15 protein-coding genes, 1 tRNA gene and 1 pseudogene are annotated in these 15,080 nt (G+C 45.0%); 7 read left to right on the top strand and 10 right to left on the bottom strand.

Going from position 1 to position 15,080, the window contains the following annotated elements; all coding sequences use genetic code 11:
* Window positions 1-113 precede the first annotated feature (113 nt).
* Together CIK04_RS22310 and CIK04_RS22305 are read left to right on the top strand one after the other, a co-directional pair.
* Window positions 114-1,142 (top strand): acyltransferase family protein, encoded by a 1,029-nt coding sequence (locus CIK04_RS22310; RefSeq protein ID WP_097353464.1) that lies wholly within the window; start codon window positions 114-116, stop codon window positions 1,140-1,142.
* Window positions 1,139-2,362 (top strand): O-antigen ligase, encoded by a 1,224-nt coding sequence (locus CIK04_RS22305; protein WP_097353463.1) that lies wholly within the window; start codon window positions 1,139-1,141, stop codon window positions 2,360-2,362. Before CIK04_RS22310 ends, CIK04_RS22305 begins: the two co-directional genes overlap by 4 nt.
* Before the next feature lie 113 nt (window positions 2,363-2,475).
* On the opposite strand, the gene CIK04_RS22300 is transcribed toward CIK04_RS22305, so the two are convergent.
* The 3 genes from CIK04_RS22300 to CIK04_RS22290 form a co-directional block, all read right to left on the bottom strand.
* Window positions 2,476-3,852: a YjiH family protein gene (locus CIK04_RS22300; protein WP_097353462.1), complete on the bottom strand. Its 1,377-nt coding sequence runs from the start codon at window positions 3,850-3,852 to the stop codon at window positions 2,476-2,478.
* A 296-nt stretch (window positions 3,853-4,148) separates the two neighbouring features.
* Window positions 4,149-4,817 carry a YoaK family protein gene (locus CIK04_RS22295; RefSeq protein ID WP_011082471.1) on the bottom strand — a complete coding sequence of 223 codons (669 nt, stop codon included), beginning with the start codon at window positions 4,815-4,817 and terminating at the stop codon, window positions 4,149-4,151.
* Between the two features lie 150 nt (window positions 4,818-4,967).
* Window positions 4,968-5,357 carry a GFA family protein gene (locus CIK04_RS22290; RefSeq protein ID WP_072599713.1) on the bottom strand — a complete coding sequence of 130 codons (390 nt, stop codon included), beginning with the start codon at window positions 5,355-5,357 and terminating at the stop codon, window positions 4,968-4,970.
* Between the two features lie 86 nt (window positions 5,358-5,443).
* Here CIK04_RS22290 and CIK04_RS22285 point away from each other — a divergent pair, with 86 nt between their 5' ends.
* Both CIK04_RS22285 and CIK04_RS22280 read left to right on the top strand, forming a co-directional pair.
* On the top strand, window positions 5,444-6,070 hold the full coding sequence (locus CIK04_RS22285; RefSeq protein ID WP_045628079.1) for a hypothetical protein: 627 nt from the start codon (window positions 5,444-5,446) through the stop codon (window positions 6,068-6,070).
* 104 nt (window positions 6,071-6,174) lie between these two features.
* Window positions 6,175-7,464, top strand: coding sequence for a peptidoglycan DD-metalloendopeptidase family protein (locus CIK04_RS22280; protein ID WP_017422444.1), 1,290 nt, complete (start codon window positions 6,175-6,177; stop codon window positions 7,462-7,464).
* Between the two features lie 94 nt (window positions 7,465-7,558).
* Here the strand turns inward: CIK04_RS22280 and CIK04_RS22275 are convergent, their stop codons facing one another.
* The 3 genes from CIK04_RS22275 to CIK04_RS22265 all read right to left on the bottom strand — a co-directional run bounded on the left by CIK04_RS22275 (window position 7,559) and on the right by CIK04_RS22265 (window position 9,841).
* Window positions 7,559-8,206, bottom strand: a complete 648-nt coding sequence (locus CIK04_RS22275) for an HAD family phosphatase (protein WP_026050751.1) — start codon at window positions 8,204-8,206, stop codon at window positions 7,559-7,561.
* A gap of 110 nt (window positions 8,207-8,316) precedes the next feature.
* The gene (locus CIK04_RS22270) at window positions 8,317-9,216 is read right to left on the bottom strand and encodes a spermidine synthase (protein ID WP_097353461.1); all 900 of its coding nucleotides are present in this window, start codon (window positions 9,214-9,216) and stop codon (window positions 8,317-8,319) included.
* A complete protein-coding gene (locus CIK04_RS22265) occupies window positions 9,206-9,841 on the bottom strand; it encodes a fused MFS/spermidine synthase (RefSeq protein ID WP_097353460.1) in 636 nt (211 codons plus the stop codon). The genes CIK04_RS22270 and CIK04_RS22265 overlap by 11 nt, the downstream gene beginning before the upstream one ends.
* Before the next feature lie 197 nt (window positions 9,842-10,038).
* On the opposite strand from CIK04_RS22265, the gene CIK04_RS22260 reads away from it, so the two are divergent.
* Entirely contained in the window at window positions 10,039-10,914 is an 876-nt protein-coding gene (locus CIK04_RS22260) for an NAD(P)-dependent oxidoreductase (protein ID WP_097353459.1), read from the top strand.
* A gap of 62 nt (window positions 10,915-10,976) precedes the next feature.
* On the opposite strand, the gene CIK04_RS22255 is transcribed toward CIK04_RS22260, so the two are convergent.
* The 4 genes from CIK04_RS22255 to CIK04_RS22240 all read right to left on the bottom strand — a co-directional run bounded on the left by CIK04_RS22255 (window position 10,977) and on the right by CIK04_RS22240 (window position 12,963).
* Window positions 10,977-11,450: a type II secretion system protein gene (locus tag CIK04_RS22255; protein ID WP_097353458.1), complete on the bottom strand. Its 474-nt coding sequence runs from the start codon at window positions 11,448-11,450 to the stop codon at window positions 10,977-10,979.
* 175 nt (window positions 11,451-11,625) lie between these two features.
* Window positions 11,626-12,183, bottom strand: coding sequence for a GNAT family N-acetyltransferase (locus CIK04_RS22250; RefSeq protein WP_097353457.1), 558 nt, complete (start codon window positions 12,181-12,183; stop codon window positions 11,626-11,628).
* Between the two features lie 62 nt (window positions 12,184-12,245).
* Window positions 12,246-12,854, bottom strand: coding sequence for a DUF2913 family protein (locus CIK04_RS22245; protein WP_097353456.1), 609 nt, complete (start codon window positions 12,852-12,854; stop codon window positions 12,246-12,248).
* Between the two features lie 25 nt (window positions 12,855-12,879).
* Window positions 12,880-12,963 (bottom strand) — tRNA-Leu (locus tag CIK04_RS22240).
* 560 nt (window positions 12,964-13,523) lie between these two features.
* On the opposite strand from CIK04_RS22240, the gene CIK04_RS22235 reads away from it, so the two are divergent.
* Together CIK04_RS22235 and CIK04_RS22230 are read left to right on the top strand one after the other, a co-directional pair.
* Window positions 13,524-14,732 carry a NupC/NupG family nucleoside CNT transporter gene (locus CIK04_RS22235; RefSeq protein ID WP_015727633.1) on the top strand — a complete coding sequence of 403 codons (1,209 nt, stop codon included), beginning with the start codon at window positions 13,524-13,526 and terminating at the stop codon, window positions 14,730-14,732.
* A gap of 162 nt (window positions 14,733-14,894) precedes the next feature.
* Window positions 14,895-15,080, top strand: a pseudogene (locus CIK04_RS22230) (IS5/IS1182 family transposase); the annotation flags it as partial.

Raw genomic sequence — 15,080 nt, 5'->3', positions numbered from 1 at the left:
TGAGCTAAATGGGAAGCGAAAAGGAAATATATGGTTCGCCCATGATGTTGCATTCAAACCTAGATAAATGGCAAAGAGGATGTTGATCGGTTGTGATGTTAAAAGGATATGGGATGAGCACAAGGACGGAATGGGTTGATTACGCCAAAGCGATAGGGATTATTCTCGTTGTATTTGGCCATGTTAATCGAGGGATATACGACGCAGGCTTTGGTTTGCCAGAGAGCATTCATAGCATTGTTGACAGCGTAATTTACAGTTTTCATATGCCTTTGTTTTTTTTCCTTTCGGGACTGTTCTGCATGGAGTCTTTTAGAAAACGAGGAGGAACAGGAGTATTAAAAGCCAAAATAGACACCCTTATTTACCCTTATTTACTGTGGTCTTTGCTTCAAGGGAGCATTGAAGTTGGCCTTTCTAATTATACCAATGGGTCGACGTCTTTCTCGGATCTCATTCAAATACTCTGGGCACCCAGAGCTCAGTTTTGGTTTCTTTATGTGCTGTTCGCCATATTCTGCGTAATGGCCGTTTATTTCTCTATGGTGAAACGCAGACAGGTTGAACTTCTTTTTGTCCTTTCTGTGTTGTTATATCTGTTTCGTGGTTCGCTTCCTGAGAGTTATCTCCTTAACCTTATTGCCATCAACCTTGTTTATTTTGTTTTGGGTATTGTGTTTGCCGAAAACATGTCTCGGAATGAAGAGTGGCTCCGTCCTCAAACATCACTACTTGCCTGCTTACTGATTTTTATCGTGTTGCAATGGTTATTCCACTTCAATTTAGGCTATCGCCATTACGATAAAGGGGTGATGACTTTAACCATCGCCAGCATTGCGATTGCCTTAGTGATTTGCTTATCTATAACCCTGTCTAAGGTGAGGGTAGGATGGCTACAAGTGATTGGTTTGTATTCAATGCAAATCTACCTCATGCATATTCTAACGGGCAGTGGTGCGCGTATTATTATGAGCAAAATCATTCATGTGGATTCAACCCTCATTCATTTGGTTGTGGGGACGATTGCAGGGGTTGTGCTTCCGATCGTATTAACAAAAGTCATAGAACGAGTGAACATTCAATATTTATTCTCCGCTCCTGTATGTGATTTTATTTTTCGGAGTAAGAAGAAAGCACTATGAAGCAATTAATGGATACTTCGGAGAGGCTATATCAAGAGAATGAAAGCGCACTTGAGTTACATCTTTACGCTGTTGCGGTGATTCTCTACTTTGTGTCACTCCGCACCCAAATCGCGGGCGTGACAGTGACGATTGCGGACATGATAGGCTTGGCATCGATTGGTTTTTTACTGTTCATCATATTGAAAGGTAGAATGTCGATGGAGACAGTAAGGGTGGCAGGAATAAACGTCATTTTTATTGGTTATATTGCATTGAATGGGATCATCAATGATGTCGGGATGAAAAATATCATTGTGGAGGTTATCCAGTGGAGTTCCATTGTTGCCTTTCTCTGCGTTCTCCATTTTTTGAATCTCTTTAAATCGAAACGGTTTTTGTCTCTGGTCGCGCTCTATGCTTTTTATGCGGCAGTGTATACGGCGCTGTGGCATGTCGTCGTCATTGGCGACTTTCAGAATTTTAAACATTTACACAATGCAAAGTATCTTTTTGGTTTCTCGACGGTGATGCTTTACTTGTTTAGAAGTCAAATCAAGAACAGTCATATTCTGTTGTTTATCGCGTTTGTCCTTTTAGTTCTCTCTGGTGAAAGAAAAGCGATGCTTGGGGTATTGTTGGTGCTGTTTATCGATCACTTTTTCGTCAGAGGTGAAAATACCAAAATGACCCATGTGGTGATGTCTCTTGCAGCAGCATTTGGGGTTATTTCGATGTGGGCGGGTATCTATTATTTTGGTACGGACTGGATCGCAGAAAGCCTGTTTCTCACTCAAAATGATATTTATAACGCCGATCTTCATGAAGCGCGTTGGGATTCAGAATTGTGGCGGCGGTTGCTTTTGGCCAATGGTTTTTCTCTTTTTATGGACCATTTCTATTTTGGTGTCGGGCCGAAAATGTTGCTTTCGTACATTGCGCCATACTTTGTCGGTAACGAAGAGCTGATTGTCTATACCCACAACATGCTACTTGATATTGCTGTTGAATACGGAATTATCGGTGTTGCACTGCTTTTTGGTGGGGTGCTCGTGCGTTTGGCAAAAGCATTCAAAACGAGACGGCAGAATTCTATTCCGTTTTTGTTGTGTATTTATACGCTTTCTACTGCCCTTTTTGCGGCGACTCAAAGCACGGTGATTCTTATGTTCATGCTGCCGTTTTTTATTGATGTTCGTTTGCCTAGGAGTTCAAGCGAAGAGAGCGAAAACAAAGCGTAACGTGTTAGTCAGCGATGAAACAAGCATGGCTAGTAATGGGTTTCTCTATTGGGACGCGACTTGGATACAACAAAAAGCCCCGCAATCGCGGGGCTTCGTGTTTTCGTGACGCCTTAGAAAATAAGGTGTGCAACGCCGGCAATGATAGGCAAAGTGATCAAAGTACGCAGAATAAAGATGATAAACAGCTCTACGATGTTCACTGGGATTTTGCTGCCAAGAAGCAGTGCACCGACTTCAGACATATAGATCAGCTGAGTAACGGACATTGCTGCGATGACAAAGCGTGTCATTTCATTATCGATAGAAGCCGCGAGAATCGCTGGGATAAACATATCGGCAAAACCAACGACGATGGTTTCAGAGGCTGCTACAGCTTCAGGTACGCCCAATAGATCCAAAAATGGAATAAAAGGCTGGCCAAGAATGGCAAAGACAGGGGTGTATTCAGCAATAATGAGCGCAATGGTACCTAAGCCCATTACAACAGGTAGTACGCCAAAAACCATGTCAACTGCGTTGTGTACGCCTTCTGTGAAAACCGATTTGACCGACTTCACTTCTCCTGCACGTTTCAGTGCCAGATCCATCCCCCAACTAAATGGAGTATGACCTGCTGGTACGGCATTCTGGTCAGCGTGCGGCTTGCTGCCATCGATGTAACAATCTTTCTTTAGACTTAGTGGTGGTAAGCGAGGAATGATGATCGCAGCAACCACACCCGCCAAACAGATGGCGCCGTAAAATGGTAGGAAAAGATGCTCCAGTTTTACCTGTGCAATGACCACTAAGCTAAACGTAATGGATACCGCAGAGAAAGTCGTACCGACAACCGCAGCTTCGCGTTGAGTATAAAATTTGTTTTCATACTGTTTGCTGGTCAGAAGGATGCCGACGCTGCCATCACCTAGCCAAGAAGCCATACAGTCAATGGCACTACGACCAGGAAGATTGAAAACTGGACGCATCACTTTACTCAGTAGCGCACCAAACAACTCAAGCAAGCCGAAGTTGAGCAAGAGCGGTAAGAGCATACCGGCAAAAATAAACACCGCGAAAAGAGTCGGTAGCAAACCTGTGAGCACTAGGCCGCCAGTGTTTTCTTCCCAAATCGCTTTTGGACCCATTTGGAAAAACGTCATAACAACGGCAATACCACCAAATACACGTACTGCTAACCACAGTGGACTTGGGTTAAATAAGCCGTTTAAGAAGGTGTTGTTAACAATTTTCGCTGGCTTGAAAATTTTGGTGACAAGAGAGGCAAACGCCATGAATGCGATAATCGTTGTGACGAGCGCGATCAAATGATCCCCCAGTATGGCTGGGATCAGTTTTGCCATAACCGCGACAGGAATAGTCAATTCGCCGTTATAGGTAATGGGTGCCATAAACAGAAGTAAGCCAATCACAGAAGGAATGAAAAACTTCCAAAAGTTCGCTTTCTTCTCGTTGTTTGGCACTGCTGCAGTTTCAGTGTTATTGGTCATGCTTTTCTCTTGTTACTACTAGTCAATACTATGCATTCTGAGGAATAGTTATTCACTAAACAGTGGTATTTAATCAAAGTGGGCGAGAGATTACCCCCAAAATGAGCTAATTGCAATACTATTCATTAGAATGCTGTAACTATTCAGATGTTACGTTTGTATAGGGTAATGATAGCCGACTTTTGTTTTGTAAATGTTTTATTTGTTGGTTTTTTGTGATTTTGCTGGCTATTGGACTGCAACTAGGTCAAAAGAAATGTGACCTTAGTTGCAAGTTTTTTGGTTTTTGGAGAGGGTTACGCCTGCTTAGGCGTGGAGAAATAGAGCAACGTCCAGTAGGAAATGGCAATGATAACGGCAAACGTAGCGGGGAACGCCAATGCATAAAGGTTGAAATGCATAAAGGCCAATGCGCCAGCAGAGCCACCAAAGAGGAAACCGAGAAAAATAAAGATAAATAACTTCGCTTTGCGTTTATCGAATTTTTGCCCGCGTAGGCTTTCGCCGATCATGATGCCTAAGTCAGTGATAATACCAGTCATATGGGTGGTTCGTATAACAGCACCACTGAACGTAGTGATCATGGCATTTTGCAATCCGCAGGCCGCAGAGGCGAGGTACTGGCCATAAATGTTGCCGTTAATCAGAAAACTGAGTGACATCAGAAGCAAAAAGCCTTCAATGCAAAGCGCAACGCCGTAACGACGTCCGAGTTTCAATGCGGTGCTTTCAATAAAGAAGCCGCTAAAGGCGGAACCAATCAAGAAACTGGCGACAATGAGCATGAGGTGAATGGTGCTTGACGATCCATTGAGGAAACTACTGCCCAGTAGCGTGACGGTACCGGACAAGTGTGAAATGGCTTGATGTTGGAAGCCCATTAAACCGATGGCGTTGACGCAGCCAGCAAGGAGTGCAAGTAGAAACGCGCCAAACTCAACCCAGCGAGGAAGTCTTGAAATCACAATTTTTATCTCTTTATTGCTTAGGTCGAGATTATAGCGCTGACGCGCTCAAGTTAAAGTGGTAAGAGCTGTTTAGGTTTGATCAGTCTCAACAAAGGCGGAAGTTTTCGTGTTACGAAAAATTGCCATTACGCACTGGCGATGTCGGTTTTACTTGTCATTTGTCATCTGTGTCAGCCGCTTCTGGTTAAAATAGGTTCCCGCCAGCTCACTGAAAAACGACTGCTCGCGAAACCTTGCCGTTGGAACCACAACAGCGGCTGGCGCGGCAGAAAAGAGAAGGAGCATGGTTGTACTGCAAGCCGGGCAAAAATGATAGCTGATTTCATGGCCGTTGCTGGCCAATCGGCTAAAGGAGACGATGTCACCTTCTACTTGAATCTGTTCTGTCATAAACCGAGCATGAACCCCATAAAAGCTACCAAAACGTTTTTGACATTCGAATGAATGGCATATCGAGGTTTTGACAGGTTCTCCACGGCAGTGAACTTTGACTAACCCACACTGGCATTCACATGTTCTTACTTTATTGTCCGCCATTGTTCTTATCCTAAGATTTGCATCTATTGATAATTATAAGAAACGCATTTAAGGTCTGCACAATCTAAACCATGAGTCCGATGAAGATGAAAAAGCGTATTTTGCCGATCCCACTTATTTTGCTGATTCCGATTGTGATGTTAGCGGTTGTGATGACTGCCGGAATCTATCGATTCACGCTATCAGATGAGGAGATTTTGGCCAAATTTCCATCACAGCAGATCGCTGCGGATGCCATCGTTGAAAGATTGACGGGTATTAAAACCGCTAATCCGCTAACGGTGCTTGTGCCAGAAAGTAAAGCTTTTGCTCTGATGACGGATTTTGATGCAGAGAATGCGCTCGTGGTTGGTGAATACGATTCCGGGGCAGAGCGTGGTTCGGTGACGGTTTTTGCACAATATTGGCGTGAGATCGAGGCAGACAAAGCTTCTTGGTTTGTTGCTCCACTGGCGATCAGCAATCAAGGAAGCGGACACTTTTACTACTTGGGTTTGTTTAAATACGATCCTATACCCCGCAGAGTGGTGATGACAGACGCGCAATTTCTTGGTGATCGCATTCGACTGGATAAACTGACTAAAACTGAAAACTCATCCATTTTGCTTTCTTATCAACAGCATTCTGCGAATCAATCCTTTTCGGAACAGCCACTTGAGATTGTGGTTCAGGAATTTTTACGACAAGGCGACAAACTCAAGCTAAATAAATAATCATTTTTGAGGCAGTTTTTGTACTAAAAAAGGCAATTATTTGGTGATTTCTCTGCGAGAAATGCATAAGCTTGAAAGCCTGTTCCGCAGGAGATAGTAAAACCGTGTCTTCCCAAGTAATCAACAGACGTTTTTCTCAATTAACCAGTGGTAAAAAATGGCTATTATTGTCGCTACCGCTGGTTGCTATTATTGGCGTCTCATCGTCGCTGCATCAGCCGACGTTAACTCGCACTATTGAACTGAATCTTAGTGACAACCAAGCCCTAAATGATGCTCTCTCTGCCAACGCCTTAGAGGGATGGCAACTTCCACCGAGCTTCGAGTACCAAATTCAATCTGGTGACAACCTAAGTACCATCTTCACCCAATTGGGATTTGGCTACCAAGAAATGATGAAGGTAATGGAAACGGACTTGGATTATCTTGTCCTCGATACGTTGCGCCCTGGCAATACGCTGCGTTTCTGGCAAAACGAAGAAACGGGTGCGCTGGAAAAAATGGAGCTCGTGCTAAGTATTGCCGATAAAGCGGTGTTTACAAGAAATAGCGATGGCAGCTTTAGTTTCGAACAAGTGAATTTACCTGGTGAGTGGCGACAACAGCCTCTTATTGGCACCATTGAAGGGAGCTTTTCTAGCTCAGCCTATCGCTTAGGGTTAAACAGCATCGAAATCGATCAAATCGTGTCGTTATTACGCGAAAAAATCAATTTCTCTCGTGATTTACGTGCCGGAGACAGTTTTGAGATCGTTCGCCGTAATCAATTTATCGATGGTGTAGAAAGTGGTAAACGTCAAATCGAAGCGATTAAGATCTTTAACCGTGGTCGTGAGGTCACGGCGTATTTGCACAGCGATGGACAGTTCTATGATGCGAAAGGGCAAAGCTTGCAACGTGCTTTCCAACGTTATCCCGTGACAACTAACTGGCGTTTAAGTTCTCAGTTTAATCCACACCGCCTACATCCAGTTACGGGACGTGTTGCGCCACACAATGGTACCGACTTCGCTACGCCGATCGGCACGCCAGTTATGTCGACGGGGGATGGCACGGTCATCTTAGTTCGTAAAAACCACCCGTTTGCTGGCAACTACATTGTGGTTGAGCACGGCAGTAAGTACAAAACCCGTTATCTTCACCTAAGCAAAGTGTTGGTGACGAAAGGGCAGAAGGTGTCACGTGGTCAACGTATTGGCCTTAGTGGTAAAACAGGTCGTGTTACAGGGCCCCATCTTCATTATGAACTGTTGGAGCACAACCGCCCGGTTGATGCGATGAAAGCGAAGATACCGATGGCCAGTTCGGTGCCAAAGAAAGAAATGGCCAGTTTCCTTGCTACGGTGAAAGAGATGGACACGCTCTTAAGCGATCAAGAGAAACAAAATATTTAGTTTCCATAACGTTAAACAAAGTAAGGGGCGAAAGCCCCTTACTTCATTGTGATCCTTAACCCCGTTTTAGCGGTGTTGATGGTATTCGCCAAATTTAGTCTGTTTGCAGCTCTTTCAGTACTTCAGCTAGCGAAGGACAAATACGGTGGCCAAAAGCAATGACTTCCTCACATGGCTCTACCAAATCGGGAATCTGATAGGTCATCATGTTGGCCGCCACAGCGGCGCGAACACCATTATTCGAGTCCTCAAAAGCCAAACACTGAGCTGGTGGCACATTTAAACGGCTGGCAGCAAGCAGGTAGATTTCAGGATCCGGTTTGCCGTGAGTAACCTCACAACCAGTAGTAATCGATTCAAAGTAGTGATCAAGCCCTGCCAGTTTGAGTTTAACCAGTGCGACATCCTTTTGTGTTGAGGTCGCTACCGCAGCGGGTATCTGGTGAGCTTTTAGCCACTCGAGCAGAGCAATCACGCCCTCTTTAACAGGGATAGCTTCATGCAGAACCACTTGGTTATAACGCTTACGCCATTCTGCATGTAGGCGATCAAGATCATCGCCATAAGCAGCACGTAAAATTGCGTCGATACCAGCGGAGTTGCGTCCGATGATAGAAAGATACGTCTCTTGATAGAAAGGCAGATTTTGCACATCACAAGCTTGCTTGAAAATGCGCATACAAACGCGTTCGGTGTCGAGTAGAAGTCCATCCATGTCGAAAATGGCAGCATTAAATTTCATCAGTACAGCTTTAACCAGATAAGTATTGTTACTGACATTGTGACACAGGAGAACGAAGATTGGCAGGTGATGTTCCGACAATCTTCGTTCTCGATTCGCATTCAACGTTTTTATTTCAATAAGTTAGCGGGTGAAAATTGGTCGGTGAGCAGTCTGGCTTGTTCGTCCCAGTCGGCTTCCAATGTCATTAAGGAAGGGTAGTTCTCTATCTCTATGGCAAATGGGTGCAGTGCACTGGCTAATGCCTCAGCTTGCTGTTGCAGTGCCCGCTGATTGGGTAAAGGGGTTAACATCGAAAGAATGACACGGTTGCCCGATTCTTGAGGAATTTTGAAGTTGTAAAATTCACCAAAGACGGAGCGATACGTAACGGACTCATGATCGTACAGCTTGCTCGTAGAAAATGTATTCGCCACCAACACACCACGACTACTGAGTAGTTGCTTAGTTTCCATCAGAAATTCTCGAGTCATGAGGTGTTCGGGAATGTACTCGCCATTAAACGCATCCAGCAGAATGAAATCGTACTTTTGTCCCTTTAATCCTGCGCGTTTAATGTAAACCCGGGCATCACTCGTGTGAACTCGCGTGTTGTGGCTAGGTTGAAGATAGAAATAGCGTTCTGCGATTTGAGATACCACAGGATCGATTTCGACAATGTCCATATGAGACTCTGGATAAAGCTCTGCAAGCGCACTGGGGACCGAGCCGCCTCCGAGACCAATGATAAGAATTCGCTCAGGCTTCGGGTTAAACAGCAGCCCCGCTAACGTCATTCGCACATAGGGAAAGTAGATACGTTTGTCTTGCGGGTCTTGGTATTCGCAGGTTTGGACTCGTTCTCCCTTTTTGGCGGTGAAAGAGAGGCAACGAAAATCTTGGTGCTCGAATACCACGATATCTTGATAAAGCGACTTTTGTTCATGAATGATAGTGCTTTGCCCTATGGAGAAAGGGGAGAGCAACGTGCACAGTAACGCAAAGAGCCAGGCAATAGGATTAATCGACATCAAGTTCTACCTCATGGAAGAGTGGGGCAGTATCCAGCCGGTACGTAAATATCCCAGCGAGCAGCAAGAGCGCTGTCAGCGTTAATAATATCGTGTTGATCTCCCACCACAGCACAAGGTAGAAGGAAGTGGCTAGGGTACCCAGTGCACTACCCAATGTTGAGACAAAATAGAGCCTACCGGCGATTTGGCCACTATGCTGTTCGTTTTTCACCATCAACCTCACCGCATAGGGCGATATCATGCCTAAAATGACCGTAGGAATAAAAAACAGCAAGATTGCCGCGACTAAAGAACCGTAGCGCGGATCTTCTATCCACAGAAAAGTGAAGTCCATGATCGGCTTGCCAGCAAAAATCAATGGCAAGAGAAATAGGGCTCCGAAGAGGTAAAAACGAGCAAATTGTTTTAGAGAAGGATGGCGCGCGGAAAGGTTGCCCCCCAGCAAATAGCCCAATGAGAGTGCCACCATAAAAACAGTAATAATGCTGCCCCACACGTAAATACTGTTGCCAAAGTAAGGCGCAAGGACTTTGCCGCCCAAGAGTTCAATGGACATAATGCTAAAACCGCTGATGAATGCCAGCATAAGAATCAATCCATTGGATGTGGTTGCTTTTCTCATCAAGAACCTCCCGAAGTGTTGCGTTCATTCTTTCCAAGTATTTGTGCGGAAAGCGGATATAGCAAGGTGAGGGGGCTTTCAGTTATGATGAGGTTCTATCTGAGATCGTTTCAGCGTGGGTTTCTACCTCTTGTGGCCATAGATAAGGTAAATGGTCCCTGCAGCGATTCGAGTCATAACGTCATTGGGGAGAAAGAATGGACGTCAAAAAAGTTGCATTTATTGGGTTGGGAGTCATGGGCTACCCAATGGCTGGCTATTTAAGCAAAGCGGGTTATGAAACTCGAGTCTACAACCGTACTTTCGCTAAAGCACAGAAATGGGCAGAGCAGTATCAAGGAGCTGCATTTGAAACACCTCGTGAAGCCGCTTTAGGTTGTGAAGTTGTGTTTGTTTGTGTGGGCAACGATGACGATGTTCGCAGTGTTGTTTATGGAGAAGATGGTGTGCTTGCCGGTTTAGAACCTGGCGCCATTCTTGTTGACCACACCACCACTTCTGCAGAACTGGCCGTTGAACTTGCCGATGCTTGTCAGAAAGTCTCCAATGTCTTTATTGATGCGCCCGTATCTGGTGGCCAAGCTGGTGCGGAAAATGGCGTGCTAACCATCATGTGTGGCGGTGATGAGTCTGTCTTTGCTCAGGTTTCTCCGGTCATGGATGCTTACGCGAAACAAGCCACACTGCTTGGTGAAAATGGTCAGGGTCAGCGCTGTAAAATGGTGAATCAAATTTGCATCGCCGGGGTTTTGCAAGGGCTAAGTGAAGCGATTTTATTGGCGCAAAAGTCAGGTTTGGATGTCGCTCAAGTGGTGGACACGCTGAAACATGGTGCGGCAGGCTCTTGGCAAATGGAAAACCGTGCCACCACGATGGCGCAAGATAAGTTTGATTTCGGCTTTGCCATTGATTGGATGCGTAAAGATCTCGGTTTTTGCTTAAAAGAAGCTCAGCGTGTCGGGCTTGAGTTGCCGCTAACAAAACAAGTGGATCAGCAATACGCTCAGTTACAACAAGAAGGTTTAGGGCGCATGGATACTTCCGTGCTGATCAAAGCGGTGGCGAGGCAGTGATTCATTAAAGGGGAATGTTGAATTCCCCTTTTTATCCACCTTTTGAGTAGAAAGTGTGCTTTTTAGCAACCATCGGTCAGACTGACGATTTGCGGCTGTTTTTCTGGCTGATAGAGGATCTGGCAGAAATCGCCACTGCTTTGGAAGGTATACTTATCCGCATAAAAAGAGATGGCGGCGACACGGTGGCCATCTATTTCTTTGTTATTGATGTGTAATCCACCATTGCGGCCGATGTTCAACAAGCGCCGTACAGCGTCGATGTAGGCAATCGGGTAGCCGTGGCAGACGTAATAACTTTCTACTTCGACTTTCTGAATATAGTTACAACTACTTTCCACCCCAAGAATGGCGGATTTCGCGTAAACCATATCCACAGCTGTTCTCATTTGACCAGCCATGTCACGAACCTTCTGACTTCGAGCATCTGCCTGTATTCCTAAAAAACGTACCGCTGCAACTACACTGACGATGGCGATAAGCACCAGCACAACGATCATTTCAATTAATGTAAAACCAGTTTGACGATACTTCATGGCAAATTAGCTCTCGGAAAATACCTACGCATAGTGTCATAAAAACAACAATGCCGTCTCTTTGACGGCATTGAGTTTTGTAAGAATACGTAAGGATATCGGAACCAGAGACAGAAGTCTTTTGAAGAATCCATTGGGCTCTGAGTCTGGATAAAAAAAGGTATTGGAAGAAGGCTTACTTCTCAGAGTACTTTTCCTGCCAATCGGATTTGCGAAGAGCGTACACGGCGTGATCTAAAACACGATCTTGCACTTTCTCATTCCGGCTAATGATGCCTTCCAGACTCATGCCTAAACGCTCAGCAACAGCACGACTGGCGGTATTTTCTTTTGCGGCTCTCAGTTGCACGAGCTCCATTGACAGGGTGTTAAAGGCGTATTCCAACATTTTTTGGCACGACAAGGTAACGATGCCTTTCCCTTGCACTTCTTCAGAGAGCCAGTAACCAATGCAGGCTCTTTGTAGGTCGTGGTTGATTTCATGCAAACCTATGTTGCCCACTAGGTTGTCTTGGTAAAAAATCGCGCAAGTCACGGATTTTTTGTCGGCATACTCATGAAGAGAGCGTTGAACAAATTGTTGAAAATCTTGCTCAGTTTGGCAAAAAGAGGGCCAAGCGAGCCATTGTGATAGATACGTTTGTTGTTTGGCTACAAGCGGAGCATAGAGCTTTGCAAAGGTGTCTTGAACGAGTGCGAGTTTAATTTCTTCAGTGACATCGAGAGTGAACATTGGTCATCCTTTAACTTGTTATTGTTGTTTGAAAATCAGAATAACAGGTTACAAATGAACAATTAAGCAAGTTCTAGTGTGATGCGGACAAATTGTTCGTCCTGATAACCCACAGAATAGGTAAAGGTATTATTGGCGTAGATAGCACCAAGGAATAGAGCACGTTGGCTCATTGGGCCGCGGAATAGCATTGAGATAGGAGAGCGCATTTCATTGTTTGAACCAAAATGCTCATTGAGGTTTTGGGTCAATACGCACAGTAAACAGCCATTTTCATCGTGGGACAAATCCACATCTTCTGCTCGTGAGAGCAAGACGGTTGTACCTAACTTCTTCTCAATTTCATTGATAAGTAGCAGATAGCTATCGAGATGGGGTTGAACTGGCGCAGATTCCGCACCCACACAACGTTCGAGCAGAGCCTCTAGATCACCACCTTCGCCTTTTGCTTGTTGTGTTATCTCTTTAAGCGGTTTTTTAATCAACTTATAGCGATTGCTCTTAAGTTTGGGTTTTAACCACTTTTGCAGGATATCGTTACTTTCTTGGCGAGAATAAAGACTTGGTGTAGCAAGGCGACGGAATTGCAGGTGCAACAAAGCGTGAACAGCAAGTTCACTAAGCAGTTGATTCGCATCTGCGTTCGTTTTAGCTGGCTTAATACCTTGCATCACATTGATTATATTTATGAAGGAATGGTGCCGAGAGAGGGACTCGAACCCTCACACCATAGGCGCTAGCACCTCATGCTAGTGTGTCTACCAATTTCACCATCTCGGCACAGGATGTTGAAGCAGAGCTTCTTTTTGGCGCGGTTCATTTCAAACCGAAGCGAATTATAACTAAAAATGCCTGGAAGGCGAGTGTTTCCTTTACATAAATTAGTGTTTTTGGTTCGTTTGCGTATTTATTGTCCATCTAAGGGCCAAAACTCATCATTATCCCTATTTTGAGTAGTGATAAGAGCAGGAAATGTGCGGCATTGGTTAAATTATGGACGCTTGAACGTTTGCGTAAATAAATGTGATGAATATCTCTTTTTGTTGGCTATACTAGCGACCCGTTTAAGCGGGAAATAGGGTTTATCGTTCATAACCCTTACCCATACAAGCCGTCACATGGAAACAAATTGCCCAATAGTTTGGCCATTTGAGTGAATGACCCCAAGGACCGGACCAGCTGACTTTTGAAAGCTTGTATAAGGTAAAAAAGATGTCGAACTATTCGTTCAATTTCATTCGTGAGTCATGGTGCCAATCGTCACCACTTCATACCCCTCCTTCTTTTGCTGCGTTTTTCAGCTCCTCTTTCATTTTTAATTTTTAAGTAGGTCGTTACTCATGAATATTTTGTTGAGTCTATTAGGTGTCGCAGCACTGATCGGTTGCGCGTTTTTGTTGTCGGAAAGCCGACGTTCAATCAACTGGAAAACGGTATTTAGAGCGTTGCTGCTGCAAGTGGGATTCGCGGCTTTGGTTCTCTACTTTCCTTGGGGGCAAGCAGCGCTCGCTGGGCTAAGTAATGCGGTTTCAGGATTACTGGGTTTTGCCGATGAAGGGATCGCTTTCTTGTTTGGTGATTTGGCTTCTTCTGGTTTCATCTTTGCCGTTCGCGTTCTTCCTATCATCATCTTCTTTAGTGCTCTTATCTCTGCCCTGTATTACTTGGGTATCATGCAAAAAGTGATTCAAGTTATTGGTGGCGGTATCCAGAAATTCTTGGGTACCAGTAAAGCCGAATCTCTTGTCGCAACGGGCAATATCTTCCTTTCCCAAGGTGAGTCACCACTGCTGATTCGTCCTTTCCTTTCGAGCATGACGCGTTCAGAATTGTTTGCGGTGATGGCCGGCGGTATGGCATCGGTTGCGGGTAGTGTACTCGGTGGCTATGCTGGTTTAGGTGTTGAGCTGAAGTATTTGATTGCAGCGAGTTTTATGGCGGCACCGGGCAGCTTGTTGATGGCAAAAATCATCGTGCCTGAGCGTGCGACGCCAAGCGACTACACCAACATTGAACTTGATAAATCTGACCAAAGTAACGTGATTGATGCCTTGGCAAGTGGCGCGATGGGTGGCATGAAAGTGGCTGTTGCGGTGGGTACTATGCTGATTGCGTTTGTCAGTGTTATTGCCATGGTGAATACGGGTTTAGAAAACTTGGGCGAGCTATTTGGTTTCACTGGCGTTACGTTGCAAGCGATTTTTGGCTACCTATTCTCTCCATTGGCTTGGTTGATCGGTATCCCTTCAAATGAAGTGCTCGCAGCGGGTTCTTACATTGGCCAGAAGATTGTGATGAATGAGTTTGTGGCGTTCATTGACTTTGTGGAACACAAAGCGCTGTTGTCAGAGCACAGCCAAGTGATCATCACGTTTGCTTTGTGTGGTTTTGCTAACATTGGTTCGATTGCGATTCAACTGGGCTCTATCGGTGTGATGGCGCCAGAGCGTCGCAGTGACGTGGCAAACATGGGCCTTAAAGCGGTTGCAGCGGGTACGTTAGCCAACCTAATGAGTGCATGTTTGGCTGGGATTTTTATCTCTCTATAATTCTGTCAGCATCAGCAGACGTCTTCTTTGCTAGCGAGAAGAGATGCTAAATAAGAACAAAAATGCCCTGTGAGAACAGGGCATTTCAGACTGCTGACAAAGGTCTAGCTTTCGAGCTAGACCTTTGATCTAATAGGGGTATCGAAATATGGATACTCCGATATGCTTCAAGAACCGACTCCGCAACAATACGAACTGGAAATGGTGACGATGGAACAGTTAGTTCCTAAAGACCATTTAGTGCGCAAAATCGATAATGCTATCGACTTTGAATTCATTCGTGATGAAGTCGCTCATCTTTATTGTAAAGATAATGGGCGTCCACCTGTTGACCCTGTTCGTCTCTTC

Source organism: Vibrio sp. 03_296, assembly GCF_002265885.1.
This window is presented reverse-complemented; position numbering and strand designations above follow the sequence as displayed.